The sequence below is a fragment of the Streptomyces sp. NBC_01006 genome (genome assembly GCF_045162725.1).
In the GTDB taxonomy this organism is placed as follows: domain Bacteria; phylum Actinomycetota; class Actinomycetes; order Streptomycetales; family Streptomycetaceae; genus Streptomyces.
Genome location: NZ_CP108700.1, coordinates 4,316,448 through 4,332,502, shown reverse-complemented (window position 1 = coordinate 4,332,502; position 16,055 = coordinate 4,316,448). Strand labels below are relative to the sequence as shown.

The following is a 16,055-nucleotide window of genomic DNA, read 5'->3' as shown; positions in this document are numbered from 1 at the left end:
TCTTCAGACGGTCCTGAGCAGGGCGGCGAGCAGCGGCCGGAAGTGCGTGAAGCCGGGGGCCGACACCTCGGGGTCCTTGCCCTCGTCGTCCCAGCGGCGCACCGCCACCCCCTCCGCGGCGTACGGGTCCGCCTCGTACGCGGCGGCCTCGGGCGCGGACATCGGACCGCCCTGCACCTGGAGGGTGTATGCCGAGGCCTCGGAGAGCCGGCCGAGGTACTCGGGCTCCACCGCGCACAGGTAGCGCTTGGCCGCCACGTGCAGCCGGATCGGCTCGGTCACCTCGGGGCCGAACCAGCCGGCCAGCCGGTCCGCCCCGGTGTGACTGTGCCGGTTGTCGGTGCCGGCCATCAACTCCGTGCCGCTGACCGGCCCCTGGAAGTGACCGATGTCGTGCAGCAGCGCGGCGGCCACCAGTGCGTCCGGCGCCCCCGCCCGCTCGGCTCGCGCCGCGGTCTGGAGCATGTGCTCCGCCATGGTCACCCGCTCGCCGAGGTAGGCCCCCGCGCCCTCGCCCGCGAAGAGCTCCGCCAGCTCGTCCAGGAACTCCTCTCCGGCCGCGGCCCGTTCGCGCCGCAGTACGGCGAGCGTGCCGGCCAAGGCGTCGAGGTCGGCGTACGCGCCTTGCAGGTGGCGGGCGCCGCTCTCCTCGAAGGCGGTACGGGCGTGCAGCAGGCGGACGTTGTCGAAGATCAGGCAGTCGCCGGGCGAGAGCCGGAAGTCCAGCTGGAGCTCGGGGCGCAGGATGATCCCGGCGAAGGTGCGGTAGGCCCGGTAGAAGGCGTCCAGTTCGCCGGCGGGCAGCCGGAGGGTGGAGATCGAGCGGTTGTTGAAGCGCACCTCGCGGATCCGGCCGTACGCGTCCACGTCGATCAGCGGACGGTCCGCCGCCAGCACGGTGCGGGCGTCGTCGAAGCGGAACGGTACGGGGGTGCGGGTCAGCACCGCGAACGCCTCCGGGTCCTCGGCACGCAGCGTCGCCGCGGCCTGGAACCCGTCCACCAGACCGGAATCTCCGCCGACCGCCTCGTTGGACAGGCAGTGCAGCAGCTGGAGGGTGGGCACCGGATCGCGGTACGGGTTGTCGGTGTGCGGGGTGATCCGCGCGCTGGTGAAGGCCAGGTTGTTGGGATCCGGCTCGACCCGTACGTCGAAGAGCCGCCCGTAGTTGGTCTCGCGGACGTACCCGAAGGTCTGTGCCACGTCGAGGACCTGGCCCTCGCGGCACGGTACGTCGCGCAGCAGGGCGAAGCCGAGTCCGACGACGGACTCCAGCACCCGGGCCTTGGCCTCCGGATCGCCGAGGTACTCCGCCCAAGCCGCCTCAGGCAGCCGGCCGTGCAGATCGGCCGCGGTCCACAACGTCTTGCCGGTCTCGGTGCGCCGGTCCCCGGGACCTGGTGCGCCGGGCCTGTTCGCGTCCAGCCACTGCGCGGAGTACACCGACCGGTGCCCGTCGGGTGCCCAGTCCACCTCGACTCCCTCGGCTGTCCGCCGGACGGCCCCGAACGCGAGGTCGGCGGGCAGTTCGGTGATCTGGAACAGCTTCTGCCCGTTGCGCGGGTCCCCGCACCGGGGGCAGCGGCAGTTGTCCCGCAGCCACATGACGGGCAGGTCCTGGACGGAAGGCGGCTCGGCCATCACTCACTCCTAAGTTGTATAGCCAACTTTTCCGGCGGAGTGAAGGTCTCAGCCGCAGATGGCCCTCAGGTGAAGCCGAGCGTTCCCGTCCGTGTCCGCTGGGGTTCGAATGGGGCGCACCCGCCGTGGGTCAGGTTGGGCTGAGGGTGGTGCGCAGCAGGTCCAGGAGGACGGTGGCTGCGGGGCTGGACAGGCCGTTCGTACGCCATGCCAGAGCGACCCGGCCGCGTAGCTGCGGCTCGGCGATCTCCAGCGTCCGCAGCCCGAAGGGCGACGCCGTGCCGGCGGGAACCACCGCCACGCCGAGACCCCGGGCAGCGAGCTGTGCGAGGGCCAGCGGAGCGGCTGCCTCGAAGGCGATGCGGGGCTGGAATCCGGCCTGCGCGCAGGCACGGTCGAGTACGCCGCGGATGCCCGTGCCGCGCGGCAGGCTGATCAGCGGGCGATCGCGCAGCTCGCGCAACGGGATGCTCGCGCGATCCGGGGGCGTGAGCACGGGGTCGTCCGGGGCAACGGCCGCGACCAGGGGTACGTCGACCACGACGTGGAGGGAGACGCCGGGCAGGGGCTCCTCGTCCGCGAGTCCGATCACGGCGATGTCGAGTTCTCCGCGGTGCAGCGCGGCGAGCATCCGCTCCGAGGTGTCCTCGGTCAGGGCGATCTCGACCTTGGGGTGGTCCTCGTGGAAGCCGGCCAAGACGGCGGCCAGGCCGAACTCGTGGGCTGCCGCGGCCGCGCCCGAGACGAGGCCGAGGGTGATCTGGCCGCGCAGCAGCCCGGTGAACTCCTCCGCGGTCTGCCGTACCGCTTCGACGGCGGCGAGCGCGGCCCGCGCGTACGGCAGTACGGCCTCGCCCACCTCCGTCAGGGTCACCGACCGGCCGGAGCGGTCGAGCAGCGGATGCCCGAGTTCCTTTTCGAGCCGGCGGACTTGGGCACTCACGCCCGGCTGCGCCAGGTGCAGACGGGCGGCGGCGCGGGTGAAGTTGGCTTCCTCCGCGACGGTGACGAAGTACCGCAGCTGCCGAACGTCCATAACTGATCATTCTAGTTGCGAGACATGCAAACTCTTGGACTTATGACGGGCCGGCCCAGAGCCTTGAAGCCATGGGGAATACGACGCACCGGAGACCGAAGGCGGACATCAGAGCCGCGATCGCGGCCGAACGCCTGGAGCTGGCGGCCGTACTGGACGGCTTGTCGGACGAGCAGTGGGACGCGCCGACCCTGTGCGGCGGGTGGCGGGTCCGGGAGGTCGCGGCCCACATGACGTTGGGGTTCCGGTACTCGCTCCCCAGGATGGCGCGGGAACTGATCGGAGCGCGAGGCAGCCTCGACCGTATGACCGATCGATGCGCCCGCAAGGACGCGGCCGCCCATTCGACACGTGAGCTCGCCGCATTCCTCGGCGCCAACGCGGACCACCCCTGGAAGCCGCCGGTCGGCGGGTTCGAGGCGGCCTTGGGCCACGACGTCATCCACGGCCTGGACATCACGGTCGCGCTGGGCCTCGGCCGCCGGGTTCCCGAGGACCGCGTGCGCATCCTCCTGGAGAGGGTCGACGCCAGGACCCTCAAGTTCTTCGGAGCCGGCCTGGGCGGCATCGAACTCCGGGCGGAAGACCTCGACTGGTCCTTCGGCACCGGAACGCCTCTGTTCGGCGCCGCACAGGATCTCCTCCTGCTCGCATACGGCCGACGGCTCCCCCCGGGACACCTCCGCGGCGAACCGTGCGATCGCTTCCTCGCTGTGCGGACGAGCGGCGATGGTGGTCGGCCGCCACGTGGTCGGAGACCTCCGAGGGAACACGACGACCGCCCGTGACCGTCCAACGATCGTCGCTCAGCGGGCGCCCGGCTGATCTGCGGCGGGTGCGGTGCGGGAGCCCGCTCAGGTCCGGTCGATGGTGTTCGTGTCGAGCGCGCCCGAGGTGATGCGGCTGGCGAGGTCGGAGAGTTTGATCCGGTGGGCACGGGCGTGGCGGCGCAGGGCGGTGAAGGCGTCGTCGGGGTCGGTCTGCCAGCGTTCCGCGAGGATGCCCTTGGCCTGTTCGATGGTGATACGGCTGTTCAGCGCCGCTTCCAGCTGCTGGTGTTCGACGGTCTGGCGGTCGATGGTGCGCTGCTGGAGGATGGCGATGGTGGCGACGTCGGCGAGGGCCTGGGCGAGGCGTACGTCGGCGGGGGTGAGGGTTCGGGTGCGCTCGTGGAAGAGGTTGAGGGCGCCGATCACGTGGTGGCGCAGGCGCATGGGCAGGGCGTGCGTGGTGGCGAAGCCGACCTCGCGGGCGCGGGCCGCGAACGCGGGGAAACCGGCGGTGGCGGCCGGGGTGTTGAGGTCGACGTTGAGCCAGGTCTGCCCGGTGCGGTGGCATTCGACGCAGGGGCCCTCGTCGTGCTGGAGGGCGAAGAGTTCCAGCAGCCGTGTGTGCTCGTCGGAAGCGGCGATGAGTTGGAGGGTGTCGCTGTGGTCGACGAGCATGACGCCCGCGGCGGAGACGTCGAGGAGCTCGACGCAGCGCTCGCACAGCCGCTGCAGGAAATCGATCAGGTCGTAGTCGTCGAGCATGGTGTCGACGGCCTCGACGACGACTTCCAGGACGCGGGTCTCGCGGTTCATGGCCTTCACTCCTTCGTTCGGCCAGATGCGTCCGGCTCCGGTTGTTCTCGAAAATGCACTCGTCGGGCGACCACGTCGGTGGCGACGTCCGCCACCGGGCGGTCGTGGCGGTAGGAGTAGGCGCGCAGGAGCAGCAGGGCCTGGGCGAGGGTGACACCGGCCTGCACGCTGATCATGCCGGTGGCCTGGTGCACGGCCGCCCGGTGGAAGTTCGAGGATTTCCCGGCAGTGGCCGACCCCTGGTCCGTGGGGGTCCTGTCGAGGATGACTGCAAGCATGGCGGCCGCCAGGAGCCGGGCGTCCAGGAGGGCCGGGGCCGTCACGGGACCGGGCGTGGCGCGCTGGAAGGTCACCGTGCCCAGGCAGGCGCCGCCCAGGTGCAGGGGCATGCAGAACACCATCCGGACACCGAGCGCGACGGCTTCCGACACCAGCACCGGCCAACGGTCCGCCGTCATCGTGTGCAGATCGGGCTCGGTCACGGAGGTGAGGCCGGCGGCCGCGTCCCAGGCGGGCCCCTGCCCGAGGGTGAACTGCAGGTCCTCGAACTGGGCGCTGACACCCGGCGAGGACCAGACCAGCTCGCTGAAGCCCTGCGACGTGGTGAGGGAGACCGCGATCCCGTCGAAGCCGAGCACGATCGCGCACCGGGTGGGGTCGCCGCCGAAGAAGTCCGCGCTGCCCGCGTCGGGACGCAGGTCGGCGAGGACGGTGGCCATCTCCGCGCTGCCTGCCATGCGTCACACCTCCCCGCCCCGGATCCCGCAGGCCGCGAGGTCATCTCCAGCGTAGACCTGATCAACACCCCCGGCGGAGCCTTCCGGAACGCCGGGCCCGGGGCGGGCCGTACCGGTGTGTGTCCGTCCGCACGGAGAAACGTCACTCCCTCAGCGATCGGGTGAATGCGCTGCGTCACGGCTTCCGGTACGCCATATGTGTTGCACCATGGGTCCCGGCCAGCCGCTCGCGGCCCGTCACCGCTGTCCGACCGCGCATCCTGCCCGGGCCGTCGCAGTCGGATCCGGGACGCCGACCCGGCCGTCCGTGATCACCCGGGCCCCGTGATCATTCGGTCCTCGCTGTCACCCGGACCCGTGGCTGCAGAGGGCGCCTCACCGATCACCCAGACCCCGTGATCGCCCCGCCCGTACGCGTGCACGGCCCGACGGCTGTGGACTCTCCGTGCGGCACCGGCCTGCGTGAAGGGCCGGTGCCGTGCCTCGGTCCGCATCCCCGTGGTGCGCGCCCCCGTACCCGTCGTGCGGCGCCGGCCACCGCGCCGGACCACGGTCATGCCCCGCCGGACGGCCGGCGGAGCAGGCCGGGCCGTCAGGCCCGGGCACGGTCGACCGGTGGTTCCCGCGCCCACCCTCGGGGTGTGGGCGCGGGGGCCACCGGCGGCGGACGGGGTGTTCCACGGCCCGGGCCCTGGTTCGACCCCACCTCGGGTTCCGGGGCTCGTTCCGGATCCTCGTCCACGACGAACCCGGTCTCACCGCGGCCGGGGGCCGGCCCCCGCTGACGGGGGTGGCGGAGCGGGAGCGCGAGGTACGGAAGTTGATCGCGGCGTACGAGTCCGGAGTCGAATCGGCCTCCGACGGCGGCCCGGGAGCACGCTGAGGGACGGCGCCGGCACGCACCTCCCCGGGCGGCCCGCCGCCATGGGGTAGGACCCGGCAACGCATCGCGTCTGCACGAGACTTCGGACTTGGCCCCGCGGACCGTGGCCGCCCACGAATGCCCGCCGGCCGGCCCCCACCCCGTCACGTCCGCCCGCGTCGACGGCCTCGGGGCACCTGAGCCGCTGATCTCGCGTGTCGAGCGGATCAGATCCAGCCTGTCGGCGCGCCCCCTGCGACAGCACAACCGACTCGCACGGGCGTGCGATACGCGCGCATTCCTGACGCCCCGTCACCCATGCAGACGCTTTTTCCGATATGTGGGCTATTACTGTGAAATATGCGTCAATACTGCCGGGTGACGGCGCATCACCGCCCCGGGCAGGGAGTCGCTCTGCGGCCCCGTTCAGGGTGAGCCTGCGCGCCGGCGCAGCTAGCGCAGCTAGGGAGCTTGCGGCCCTGAGCAGTCATCGTCGCGGGCGCTCGGAATCCTCCTTCGGGAGGACTGAGGATCGAAGCAACAAGGAAGGTCCTGTTATGGCCTTGAATGTCATCCGGTCGGCTCCACCCGACGCAAGCCCTCAACGCAGTCTGCTCAAACGCGGAGTCTTTGTCCTGCTCCCCGCAGCGCTCCTGGCGTCGGCCGCCCTGGTTCCGACACTCGCCCACGCCGCAGAAGCCCCCGTGCTGCTGGGGACCACCGCCAGTTACGGGGTCCTGGCCGGTTCGACGGTCACCAACACGAACCCCACCGTCATCAACGGCGACGTGGGCCTCTATCCGGGCACATCGGTGACCGGCTTCCCGCCCGGCATCGTCAACGGGGTGATTCGCGTAGCCCCCAACGCTGCCGCCGCTCAGGCGAAGTCCGACCTCGTCGTCGCCTACGACGACGCGGCAGGCCGGGGGCCCGGGACCATTCTCGCTTCGGACGAGATCGGCGGACTGACGCTGGGGCCCGGCGTCTACACGGCCCCGGCGTCCCCGCCGTCCCTGCAACTCACGGGAACGGTCACCCTCGACGGCCAGAACGACCCCAACTCCGTCTTCATCTTCCGGATCCCCACGACCCTGACCACGGCTTCGTCGAGTTCCGTGGCCTTCATCAACGGAGCAAATGCCTGCAACGTGTTCTGGCAGGTGGGCAGCTCCGCCACCCTCGGCACGACCACCCAGTTCAAGGGCACCATCCTGGCCATGCAGTCCATCACGCTGAACAACAGCGCCGTGATCGAAGGCCGCGCCCTGGCGCGTAATGCCGCGGTCACGATGGACAACAACACCATTACGAGGCCGGACTGCGTCGTTGGCCCGCCCGGCCCGACCGGCGCGCCCGGCCCGACCGGTAGCCCCGGCCCGACCGGCGCGCCCGGCCCCACGGGCGCCCCCGGCCCGACCGGTAGCCCCGGGCCGACCGGCGCCCCTGGTGCCCCCGGCCCGACCGGTAGCCCCGGGCCGACCGGTGCCCCTGGCGCCCCTGGCGCCCCCGGCCCGACCGGTAGCCCCGGTGCCCCTGGCGCCCCCGGCGCCCCCGGCCCGACCGGCGCCCCCGGCGCCCCCGGCGCTCCTGGTGCCCCCGGTGCCCCCGGCCCGACCGGCTCCCCCGGCGCCCCCGGTGCTCCCGGTGCCCCTGGTGCCCCCGGTGCTCCCGGCCCGACTGGCAGCCCCGGCGCCCCCGGTGCCCCTGGCGCTCCTGGCCCGACCGGCTCCCCCGGCGCCCCCGGCGCCCCCGGTGCCCCTGGCGCTCCCGGCGCTCCCGGCCCGACCGGCTCCCCCGGCGCCCCCGGCTCCCCTGGCGCCCCTGGCGCGACCGGACCCGCAGGACCGGCAGGACCTGTCGGACCCACCGGACCCGCAGGACCCGTAGGGCCCATGGGGCCCAAGGGGCCTCACGGTGACAAGGGGCACAACGGCCACGACAAGGACGAGAACGGCCCTCACGGCCACGACAAGGACAAGGACAAGGGCGAACACGGCCGCCACGACAAGGACAAGGACAAGGGCGAACACGGCCGCCACGACAAGGACAAGGACGAGGACGGCGACGACGACCACGACAAGGGCGAAGGCGACAACGGTCAGGACGACCACGACGAGGGCAAGCCGCCGTGGGCCGACTTCCTGCCGATCGGCCAGAACGGTGCCCCCGGCCAAGAGGCTCCCGGCCAACCGGCCAAGAGCGTCAACTTCACCCACGTGAGCGCCGCCACCGCTCAGCAGCCGGCGGCGGCGGTCGACTCAAGCAGCGGGACCGGCATCATGGCGGCCTCTGCGGCAGTGCTGGCATTCGTCGGAGGTTCTGTCCTCTTCACCAGGAAGAAGATGCGGCGAGGTACGGCGACCCGACAGGACTAGCCCATCGCAGACGCGACCGTCTCACGCCCCTGACCCTTCGGTTACGAGCATTCGGCCGGATCGGCGAACGATCCGTCCTCCCGTCACCGACTGCCGCCTCGGGGTCGGCGGCAGGGGCTGAAGCCCGGTCAAGCGCATAGGAAGTCGCGTCCGCCGTTCGGCCACTGAGCCCCTGGACACATCGTCCAGGGGCTCAGCGGCACTCGCGAGCGATCAGCTCCGAGACCGGCCCTCACGTCATCCCGGGCCGGCGTACGCCTCGATGGCTTCGTCGATGAGATGCCGGGTACTGCCCGGGCTCAACGCCTGGGCCTGCAGATGCGCGTACATGTCGCCGTAGAGCCGCGCGTCGGATCGTTTCTCCAGATAGAGGTCGCTGGTGAACCTTTCCAGATACACCACGCTCGCATCGGTGGCGTCGGCGAACTCCAGCAGCGAGAACTGCCCCGAGACACCCGGATGCGCACCCACATCGTGAGGGAGGACCTGCACGGTGATGTGCGGCTGGGCGCTGAGCCGGGTCAGATGGTCCAGCTGGTCCCGCATGACCTCGCGGCCGCCCACGACCCGCCGCAGCGCCGATTCGTCCAGTACGGTCCACAAGCGAAGCGGGTTGCGCGGGGCTCCCAGCCGGTCCTGGCGCCGCAGCCGCACCTGGAGCCGTGCGGCGGCCTGTTCGGCCGTGACACGAGGGATCGTTCCTGCAATGACCGCCCGGGCATAAGCCGGGGTCTGCAGCAGGCCGGGGATCACCAGCGGCTCGTAGAGCCGGATCGCGTCCGCCTCGGCCTCCAGGCCGATGTAGGCGCCGTACGGGATGTCTCCGTAGGAGTTCCACCAACCCTGTTGACCCGATTCCCTGGCCAACTGCATCAGATGGTCGACCCGCCGCTGATCCTGAACTCCGTACAGCCCGCAGAAATCGCGCACGTCGCGCGGCTTGACGAGGCGGCGGCCGTTCTCCAACAGACTGATCTTGGGCTGGGAGATCAACAGGCGCTCCGCCACCTGTTGTGTCGTCATACCGCTGATTTCCCGTAGCCGACGTAGCTCGGACCCCAGTCGGCGCCTGCTGACGGTGGGATTGACGTTGACGCCCACAGGACGCGTACCTCCGCTCGAAACCTTGCCAAGGCGAGCAGATTGGCACGGCCCGGGTCGGCTGGATCCGCTTTGGCGCCGTGTCGTGCACGGCGTTGAGCGCCGGGCGAAGAGCGGCCTCGGCTCGCATCGGATTGCACAGAAGTTCCCCGACGAGACCCAAAGCCAGTGCAGATTTCCGCGCAATATGCCAGCTGCAGAGAGACCGCCCGCATTACCGAGAAAAGTCCCTGATGTCATAGATGCTCCACGGGCATACCATGGCAGGTGGGTCATCGCACTCTCACGTGTGGCGGCCCGGAAGGGCGACCCCGGCGTGTGAATGTGCCGGGGTCGTTGTGTCGCGGCCGTCTCTGTGGGCGTCATCCGTGTGCCTCGCTTCGCGGGCGACATGATGCGGGGCGTCGCTGTGCGTGTCAGCGTGATCCGAGAGGAATCCGTACCCCACGCATCAAGAGGAGTCGCCGTCATGGACGGTACGCAGGACAAGCGTCAGGAGCCGGGCAAGGGCCGCGGGGCGCAGGAGCACCATCGCCGCCCCGGAGACCCCGCGCAGCCCCAGCCGGGCAAGCAGTCCCGCGAGAAGGGCCAGAAGCCCGGCCAGGAGACCTCACGCCGCCGCGAGGACGACCTGCTGCGCGAAGAGGACCTGCACGACGAAGGGCTCTGACCAGCGCACCACACACCCGATCCGAGGTCAGCCTGCCGCATCGGCGGCGGTGTCCTCGGGTTCGGGCGTGGTGGCGACGAGGATCTGAGCGGCCTGCGTGATGTTGTCGGCGTCGACGGCGCGGGCCATCGCTTCGCGGGCGGCGTCGGCGGTGGTGCCCGGGGGAACCACCAGCAGGGCGAAGTGGTCGTTGTGGCCGCGGGTGATGAGGACGGTGTCGTCGCCGACCGGGTCGGAGTCGAGGTGCACGACCTGGTCGTCGATGACCAGGCGGGTAGGGAGGCCGTTCCAGGCGGACGCGTCCACGCCCACCCGGGTGATCGGCCCGAGGTGCCCGGTCAACACGCTGATCAGCGCGGGCAGCTCCGTCTCGATGTCGCGCGTGCGCGGCCACCACGCGCCGTCCAGGAGCCCCTCCCGGGACCGCGTGGTCTCCAGCCGCAACAGCGCCGTGCCCGGCTTGATCGCCTCGTGGATCGCATCCGGCAGGAGCAGTGGGGGCGTGTGGGGGATGTCGGAATCAGCCATGTGGGTTCGCCCGTCTACGGGTGCGCCCGTACTGCGTCGCAGGTCGGGCGACGTGCGCGGGGCTTTCTTCCTTTCACGGTACTCCCGCCGCCCGCTCCACCGCCCGCCGGAAAATACCTGGTCAGATCGGTCAGGGCCCACCGAACAGGCGTACAGTGAATGCACCGGGAGTATTTCGCACACCGGCTTTCACGCGGGTGTCATTTCCGGCGATCGCCTAAAAACCGGGCTGCCGACGGGCAGTCCGGGGGCAGGTCCACACCATGACCAGCACCCTCGACCGGACCGCGCCCCGCGACCTCGCCGCAGAAGTCCCGGCTCGCTTGTCCCTCACCCCGAAGACCACGCTCGCCGGCCAGCTGGACGGGGCCTGGTGGCCCTGCTCCCGCGACCTCGAAGCCGAGCTCCCACTGCTCATCGCCGCCCTGGAGGAACCCTGGGGCCGCGTCACCCGTGTCACCGTGAACCCCACCCGCTGGCCCGTCGTACCGCACACGGTCGCCGTGGACGGGCACAAGCTGCACGTGGGCTGGTTCACCGAACAGGACCCCGACAAGCTGATCCTGCTCTCCTACGGCACCGGCCGCTGGGACCTTCTCGTCATCCCGCCCGAGACCGAACCCGCCGCCGCGGCCCGTCTGATGGTCGCCGCCGCGATTCCGGGCAGCATCCTCACAGCAGGCGTCCTGATGGCCAACGAAACCGTCATCGGGCGCGGTATCCGCGATGCCCGCCGCCGGGAAGCCACCTGGGAGAGCGAAGGCGGGGCCTGCATGTCCCCCTTCGGGAGCCCGATGGGCCGATCCGCCCTGCCGCAGCCCGCAAACGGCTGGAGGTGAGCTCCGTGGAGACCGTCATCCTCAGCGCGGTGATCATCCTCATGATCGGCATCGGAATGTTCTGGATCCACCTGCTGAACGCCCAGCACGACGCGCGGATCGAGGCCTACCGCTTCAGTGCCCCCCTGCCGAGGCCTCCTGGCCTGCCGGACGACACCGGTCGTCGAGCCCACCACACGGATGCCGACCGGTGAGGAACGGACCTTCCTCCGACCGGGGGCAGCGGTCGGGGCGCCACGGCGCCCCGACCCGCCGGCCTCTCGCCCACCCCGAAGGGAACCACGCCCACGTGAAGTACATCGAGACCCAGTCACTGCCCTCGCTCGGGCACGCGGAGGTACGGATCATCGCGCACACTCCCGAAGCCGCCCGAGCGGTCGCGGAGGCGCTCCGCCACTGCTTCGCCGGAGCGGAGCAGCGCAGCTACCCCGGTCTCGACGGCGCCACCCGCCTCCACCTCACCGTGGACACGGCGACACCCGCCGGTCCCGCCCGCTCCTGGCTGGCCGCCAGTAGGACCCCCGTCGGCACCGGCGCCCACTCCGACGAGATCTGAGAAGCCCCCGACCGGCCCCGGAGCCCACCCCGCACACGTACGAAAGGACGCGGTCATGGCCACGCTGCGCGAACGCAAGACCTACCGCGATCAGGTGCTCCGGGTCCTGTACGAAGCCGTCGAGGGCAACCGCCTCCTCGGCGTCACCGGAGCGCAGCTGCGTCGCGACCTCCGCGTACCCGAACAGGACCTGGCCGCCGCCTGCACCTACCTGGCGGGCGAAGGACTGATCACCGTGGACTGGGAGCCGGGCAACACCCCCGCGATGGTCACCCTCACCCACGAGGGAATCCGGCACATGGAGTCCGAGGAGGAAGAGGGGACGGCGTAAGACACGGCCTAGATGCGGGCGAACGTCTCGGTCTGGTGGGCGAACTCCTGGGCCATGGCCGCGCTGACCGTGGGCTTGGTGTCGCCGATGGTGGCCAGGTAGTCCTCGGTGGTGGGGCGGGCCCGGGTTCCGGTGTCGAAGGTGCGCTCGAACTGGACCTGGGAGACGGTACGCGCCACGTGGCCGATGTCCGCGGGGGTGAACCCCTCACTGGCGGTCGCCAGCACCGCGCTGTCGGCCTCCGCGCCCGCTCGGGCCAGGTAGCTCTCCCACAGCGCGGTCCTCGCGCGGTCATCGGGCGGGCCGATCGGCAGCACGTAGTCGAAACGGCCGTGCCGCAGGAACGCGGAATCGAGCGTGGTCACGTCGTTCGTGGCGCAGACGAGCAGCCGCCCGTCCTGGCTCCGGAACCGGACGATCGCCTTGAGCAGTTCGTTGACGACGCCGACCGCGGTCGCGTCCGCGCCGCTCCGGGTCCCCGCGATCTCCTCGACCTCGTCGATGAAGACCAGGACGTGGTCGAGCCGGGCGATCTCGTCGAATCGCCGGTTCAGCCCGCTCGCCAGCCCGTACTCGGCGGCCAGCCGGGCGGGGAACAGTTCGAGGAAGGGCCATCTCAGACGGCTGGCCACCGCGTGCGCGAACGTGCTCTTGCCGGTCCCGGGCGGACCGAACAGCATGACCGCCCGCGGCAGCTCCACTCCGTGCTGGGTGGCCAGTTCGGGATGGGCCAGCGGCAGGACCAGGCGCCGCTCGATGAGCTGCTTCTCCCTCTGCATGCCCACGACCTTCTGCCACAGTCCCCCGGGCGGCAGCTCGGCTCCGAGCGAGGAGAGCATGCTGACCGCCTGAGGGGTCACTCGCCCGCGCTTCTCGAAGAAGACCAGGCCCGGACGGGCGCCGAAGCCGCAGTTGTGCAGGGCGGTGGCACCGGTCTCGCCGTCGGGCAGGACCGCTTGCACCGTTCGCACACCACCGGCGAACAGCCGGTGCTCCAGAGCCGTGATCAGGTCGCTGCCGAGCCCCTGGTGCCGCCAGGCAGGCGCCAGGCTGATGCGCAGGATCCACGCCCGGTCACCCTCCACCCTGCTCACCGCAGCGCCGACCACCACCTCGTCCGCGGTGGCCACCACCGCCGGGTGGAGAGCCTGGAGGGCCGCCACGGCGTCCGAGAGCGGGAAGAGGGGTGGCTCCTCGACCCTGCTGCTCTCCGCATCGACTCGGATCACCGCTTCGAGATCGTCCTGGGTGTAGTCCCTGACACGCCAACCCGTCATGATCAGCTCCGACTGTTCGGCCGTACTCCCATCATCGGCCGATGTACGCGGTCCGCGCGCGCGACGTCAGTCGTGCAGGGCAGGGCCCAGGTTGATCTGGGCGAGGCGCTCAGGGTCCGTGAGGATGTCGAGCGCGACGATCTTTCCGTCCTTGACGGTGAACGCCATGAGCGACATGGGCTTGCCGTCCGCCATCGCGAGCGCCCCGGGGGTGCCGTTGACCAGGACCGGTACGGCGGCCGCGGCGAAGCGGGCGAAGGTGATCGCGTTCGAGGCGACGTCGGTCGCACCGCGCCGGACACCGCTGCGGCGCAGCGTGCCGCCGTCGGAGCGGGCCACGACATCGGGGTCGAGGAGGTCGACGAGCGCGTCGAGGTCTCCGCCGCGGGCGGCGGTGAGGAAGGCGTCCACGACCTCGCGGGTGCGCACCAGGTCGAGGTCGGGGGTGGGCGCGGCGCCCTCGACCCGGCGCCGGGCGCGGCTGGCGAGCTGCCGCGTGGAGGCGGCGGTACGGCCGAGCACCGGGGCGATCTCGACGAACGGGACCGCGAAGAGGTCGTGCAGGACGAAGGCGAGCCGCTCGGCGGGGGCCAGCGTCTCCAGGACGACCAGCAGGGCGATGCCCACGGAGTCGGCGACGAGTACCTCGCGCTCCGGGTCGATGCCGGCGAGCCCCGTCACGACGGGGTCGGGCAGCCGGACGTACCCGTCCTGGTCGTACAGCGGATCCTCGCGCCGCGAGGTGCGCGAGCGCAGCATGTCCAGGCACACCCGGCCGACGACGGTGGTCAGCCAGCCGCCCAGGTTCTCCACGGCGGAGACGTCCGAGCGGCTGAGCTTCAACCAGGCCTCCTGTACGGCGTCCTCGGACTCGCTGAGCGAACCCAGCATCCGGTAGGCCACGGCCCGCAGGTGGGGGCGGTACTCCTCGAAGCGCCGGGCCAGGGTGTCCTGCTCGCTCACCGGTCACGTCCTCGTTTCGCGATCGTCAGTGCACCCGAAGACGCTAGCCGGATGCCGCAGCGCCGGAGCGGTGTTTCACGTGAAACATCGTCCGACCCTCCCGGGGGTCCACATCATGGACAACTACGCTCGGGACATGAACGCAGAAGCCGCCGACGCGCTCGCCGCCGTGAAAGACGCCGACCGGAAGCACGTTTTCCATTCCTGGTCGGCGCAGGAGCTCATCGACCCGCTCGCCGTGGCCGGGGCCGAGGGCTCGTACTTCTGGGACTACCAGGGCAACCGCTTCCTCGACTTCTCCAGCGCCCTCGTCTACACGAACATCGGCTACCAGCACCCCAAGGTGACCGCGGCCATCCAGGAGCAGGCGGCCAAGCTCTGCACCGTCGCCCCCGGCTTCGCCGTCGACGTCCGCTCGGAGGCGGCCCGGCTGATCGCCGAGCGCACACCCGGCGACCTCGACAAGATCTTCTTCACCAACGCGGGCGCCGAGGCCGTCGAGAACGCCGTACGGATGGCGCGCCTGCACACCGGCCGGCCCAAGGTGCTGTCCGCGTACCGCTCGTACCACGGGGCCACCGCCACCGCGATCAACCTGACCGGTGACGCGCGCCGCTTCGGCAACGACAGCGCGACCGCCGGCGTCGTGCACTTCTGGGGGCCGTTCACCTACCGCTCGCCGTTCTACTCGGCCACCGAGGCCGAGGAGTGCGAGCGCGCACTGCGCCACCTTGAGGACACGATCGTCTTCGAGGGCCCGCAGTCCGTCGCCGCGATCATCCTGGAGACCGTCGGCGGCGCTCCGGGCGTGCTCGTCCACCCGGACGGCTATCTCGCCGGGGTCCGTGAGCTCTGCGACCGCTTCGGCATCGTCTTCATCCTCGACGAGATCATGGTCGGCTTCGGCCGCACCGGAAAGTGGTTCGCCTCGGAGCACTGGGGCGTCACCCCCGACCTGATCTGCTTCGCCAAGGGCGTGACCAGCGGATACGTCCCGCTCGGCGGGGTCGCCATCTCGGCCGCCATCGCCGAGACGTTCGCGCGCCGGCCCTACCCGGGAGGGCTGACGTACTCCGGGCACGTGCTGGCCTGCGGAGCCGCCGTGGCGACGATGAACGTCATGGAGGAGGAGGGCATCGTCGAGCAGTCCGCCCGCACCGGCGCGGAGCTGCTGGGGCCGGGCCTGCGCGCCCTCGCCGAGAAGCACCCGTCGGTCGGGGAGGTCCGTGGTCTGGGCACCTTCTGGGCCCTGGAGCTCGTACGGGACCGGCAGACGCGCGAGCCGCTCGTTCCGTACAACGCGTCCGGGGCGGACAACGCGCCGATGGCCGAGTTCGGGGCCGCCTGCAAGAAGGGCGGGCTGTGGCCGCTGATCGCCGGCAACCGCATCCACGTCGCCCCGCCCTGCAACATCGCCCCCGAGGACGTGGCCAAGGGCCTGCAGATCCTCGACGAGGCCCTGTCCGTCGCGGATGCGCACACGGCCTGACCTGTACGGACGCACGGTCGCCCAATCCGTGGGTGCCTGTCTTGGACGTTCCGCGCCGTTCCGAACA

At 71.2% G+C, this 16,055-nt stretch carries 16 protein-coding genes; 8 read left to right on the top strand and 8 right to left on the bottom strand.

The features are described from left to right. Nucleotides 1-3 precede the first annotated feature (3 nt). Both OG509_RS19820 and OG509_RS19815 read right to left on the bottom strand, forming a co-directional pair. The gene (locus OG509_RS19820; RefSeq protein WP_406183761.1) at nucleotides 4-1,641 is read right to left on the bottom strand and encodes a TauD/TfdA family dioxygenase; all 1,638 of its coding nucleotides are present in this window, start codon (nucleotides 1,639-1,641) and stop codon (nucleotides 4-6) included. 130 nt (nucleotides 1,642-1,771) lie between these two features. Further along, nucleotides 1,772-2,677, bottom strand: coding sequence for a LysR family transcriptional regulator (locus OG509_RS19815; protein WP_406183760.1), 906 nt, complete (start codon nucleotides 2,675-2,677; stop codon nucleotides 1,772-1,774). A 71-nt stretch (nucleotides 2,678-2,748) separates the two neighbouring features. Here OG509_RS19815 and OG509_RS19810 point away from each other — a divergent pair, with 71 nt between their 5' ends. Next, complete coding sequence (locus OG509_RS19810; protein WP_406183759.1) at nucleotides 2,749-3,465, top strand: maleylpyruvate isomerase family mycothiol-dependent enzyme; 717 nt, start codon at nucleotides 2,749-2,751, stop codon at nucleotides 3,463-3,465. Nucleotides 3,466-3,531: 66 nt separating this feature from the next. Here the strand turns inward: OG509_RS19810 and OG509_RS19805 are convergent, their stop codons facing one another. Both OG509_RS19805 and OG509_RS19800 read right to left on the bottom strand, forming a co-directional pair. Then, nucleotides 3,532-4,260 carry an ANTAR domain-containing protein gene (locus OG509_RS19805; RefSeq protein ID WP_406183758.1) on the bottom strand — a complete coding sequence of 243 codons (729 nt, stop codon included), beginning with the start codon at nucleotides 4,258-4,260 and terminating at the stop codon, nucleotides 3,532-3,534. 5 nt (nucleotides 4,261-4,265) lie between these two features. Continuing rightward, nucleotides 4,266-4,997: an ANTAR domain-containing protein gene (locus OG509_RS19800; RefSeq protein ID WP_406183757.1), complete on the bottom strand. Its 732-nt coding sequence runs from the start codon at nucleotides 4,995-4,997 to the stop codon at nucleotides 4,266-4,268. A 1,566-nt stretch (nucleotides 4,998-6,563) separates the two neighbouring features. Between OG509_RS19800 and OG509_RS19795 the strand changes: the two genes are divergently transcribed. Then, nucleotides 6,564-8,234 (top strand): ice-binding family protein, encoded by a 1,671-nt coding sequence (locus OG509_RS19795; RefSeq protein WP_406183756.1) that lies wholly within the window; start codon nucleotides 6,564-6,566, stop codon nucleotides 8,232-8,234. 237 nt (nucleotides 8,235-8,471) lie between these two features. On the opposite strand, the gene OG509_RS19790 is transcribed toward OG509_RS19795, so the two are convergent. Next, nucleotides 8,472-9,335: a helix-turn-helix domain-containing protein gene (locus OG509_RS19790; protein WP_406183755.1), complete on the bottom strand. Its 864-nt coding sequence runs from the start codon at nucleotides 9,333-9,335 to the stop codon at nucleotides 8,472-8,474. 469 nt (nucleotides 9,336-9,804) lie between these two features. Here OG509_RS19790 and OG509_RS19785 point away from each other — a divergent pair, with 469 nt between their 5' ends. Beyond that, a complete protein-coding gene (locus tag OG509_RS19785) occupies nucleotides 9,805-10,005 on the top strand; it encodes a hypothetical protein (protein ID WP_406183754.1) in 201 nt (66 codons plus the stop codon). A 27-nt stretch (nucleotides 10,006-10,032) separates the two neighbouring features. Here the strand turns inward: OG509_RS19785 and OG509_RS19780 are convergent, their stop codons facing one another. Further along, nucleotides 10,033-10,533: a DUF5994 family protein gene (locus OG509_RS19780; RefSeq protein ID WP_406183753.1), complete on the bottom strand. Its 501-nt coding sequence runs from the start codon at nucleotides 10,531-10,533 to the stop codon at nucleotides 10,033-10,035. Between the two features lie 263 nt (nucleotides 10,534-10,796). Between OG509_RS19780 and OG509_RS19775 the strand changes: the two genes are divergently transcribed. The 4 genes from OG509_RS19775 (at nucleotide 10,797) to OG509_RS19760 (ending at nucleotide 12,259) form a co-directional block, all read left to right on the top strand. Then, a complete protein-coding gene (locus OG509_RS19775) occupies nucleotides 10,797-11,372 on the top strand; it encodes a DUF5994 family protein (protein WP_406183752.1) in 576 nt (191 codons plus the stop codon). 5 nt (nucleotides 11,373-11,377) lie between these two features. Beyond that, nucleotides 11,378-11,566: a hypothetical protein gene (locus OG509_RS19770; RefSeq protein WP_406183751.1), complete on the top strand. Its 189-nt coding sequence runs from the start codon at nucleotides 11,378-11,380 to the stop codon at nucleotides 11,564-11,566. A gap of 95 nt (nucleotides 11,567-11,661) precedes the next feature. Beyond that, a complete protein-coding gene (locus OG509_RS19765; RefSeq protein WP_406183750.1) occupies nucleotides 11,662-11,928 on the top strand; it encodes a hypothetical protein in 267 nt (88 codons plus the stop codon). A gap of 55 nt (nucleotides 11,929-11,983) precedes the next feature. Further along, nucleotides 11,984-12,259, top strand: coding sequence for a hypothetical protein (locus OG509_RS19760; protein WP_406183749.1), 276 nt, complete (start codon nucleotides 11,984-11,986; stop codon nucleotides 12,257-12,259). Nucleotides 12,260-12,267: 8 nt separating this feature from the next. On the opposite strand, the gene OG509_RS19755 is transcribed toward OG509_RS19760, so the two are convergent. Beyond that, a complete protein-coding gene (locus tag OG509_RS19755) occupies nucleotides 12,268-13,536 on the bottom strand; it encodes an ATP-binding protein (RefSeq protein ID WP_406183748.1) in 1,269 nt (422 codons plus the stop codon). 66 nt (nucleotides 13,537-13,602) lie between these two features. Beyond that, the gene (locus tag OG509_RS19750) at nucleotides 13,603-14,499 is read right to left on the bottom strand and encodes a sigma-70 family RNA polymerase sigma factor (RefSeq protein ID WP_406183747.1); all 897 of its coding nucleotides are present in this window, start codon (nucleotides 14,497-14,499) and stop codon (nucleotides 13,603-13,605) included. A gap of 136 nt (nucleotides 14,500-14,635) precedes the next feature. On the opposite strand from OG509_RS19750, the gene OG509_RS19745 reads away from it, so the two are divergent. Further along, nucleotides 14,636-15,988 carry an aspartate aminotransferase family protein gene (locus tag OG509_RS19745; RefSeq protein WP_406183746.1) on the top strand — a complete coding sequence of 451 codons (1,353 nt, stop codon included), beginning with the start codon at nucleotides 14,636-14,638 and terminating at the stop codon, nucleotides 15,986-15,988. The last annotated feature ends 67 nt before the right edge of the window (nucleotides 15,989-16,055 follow it).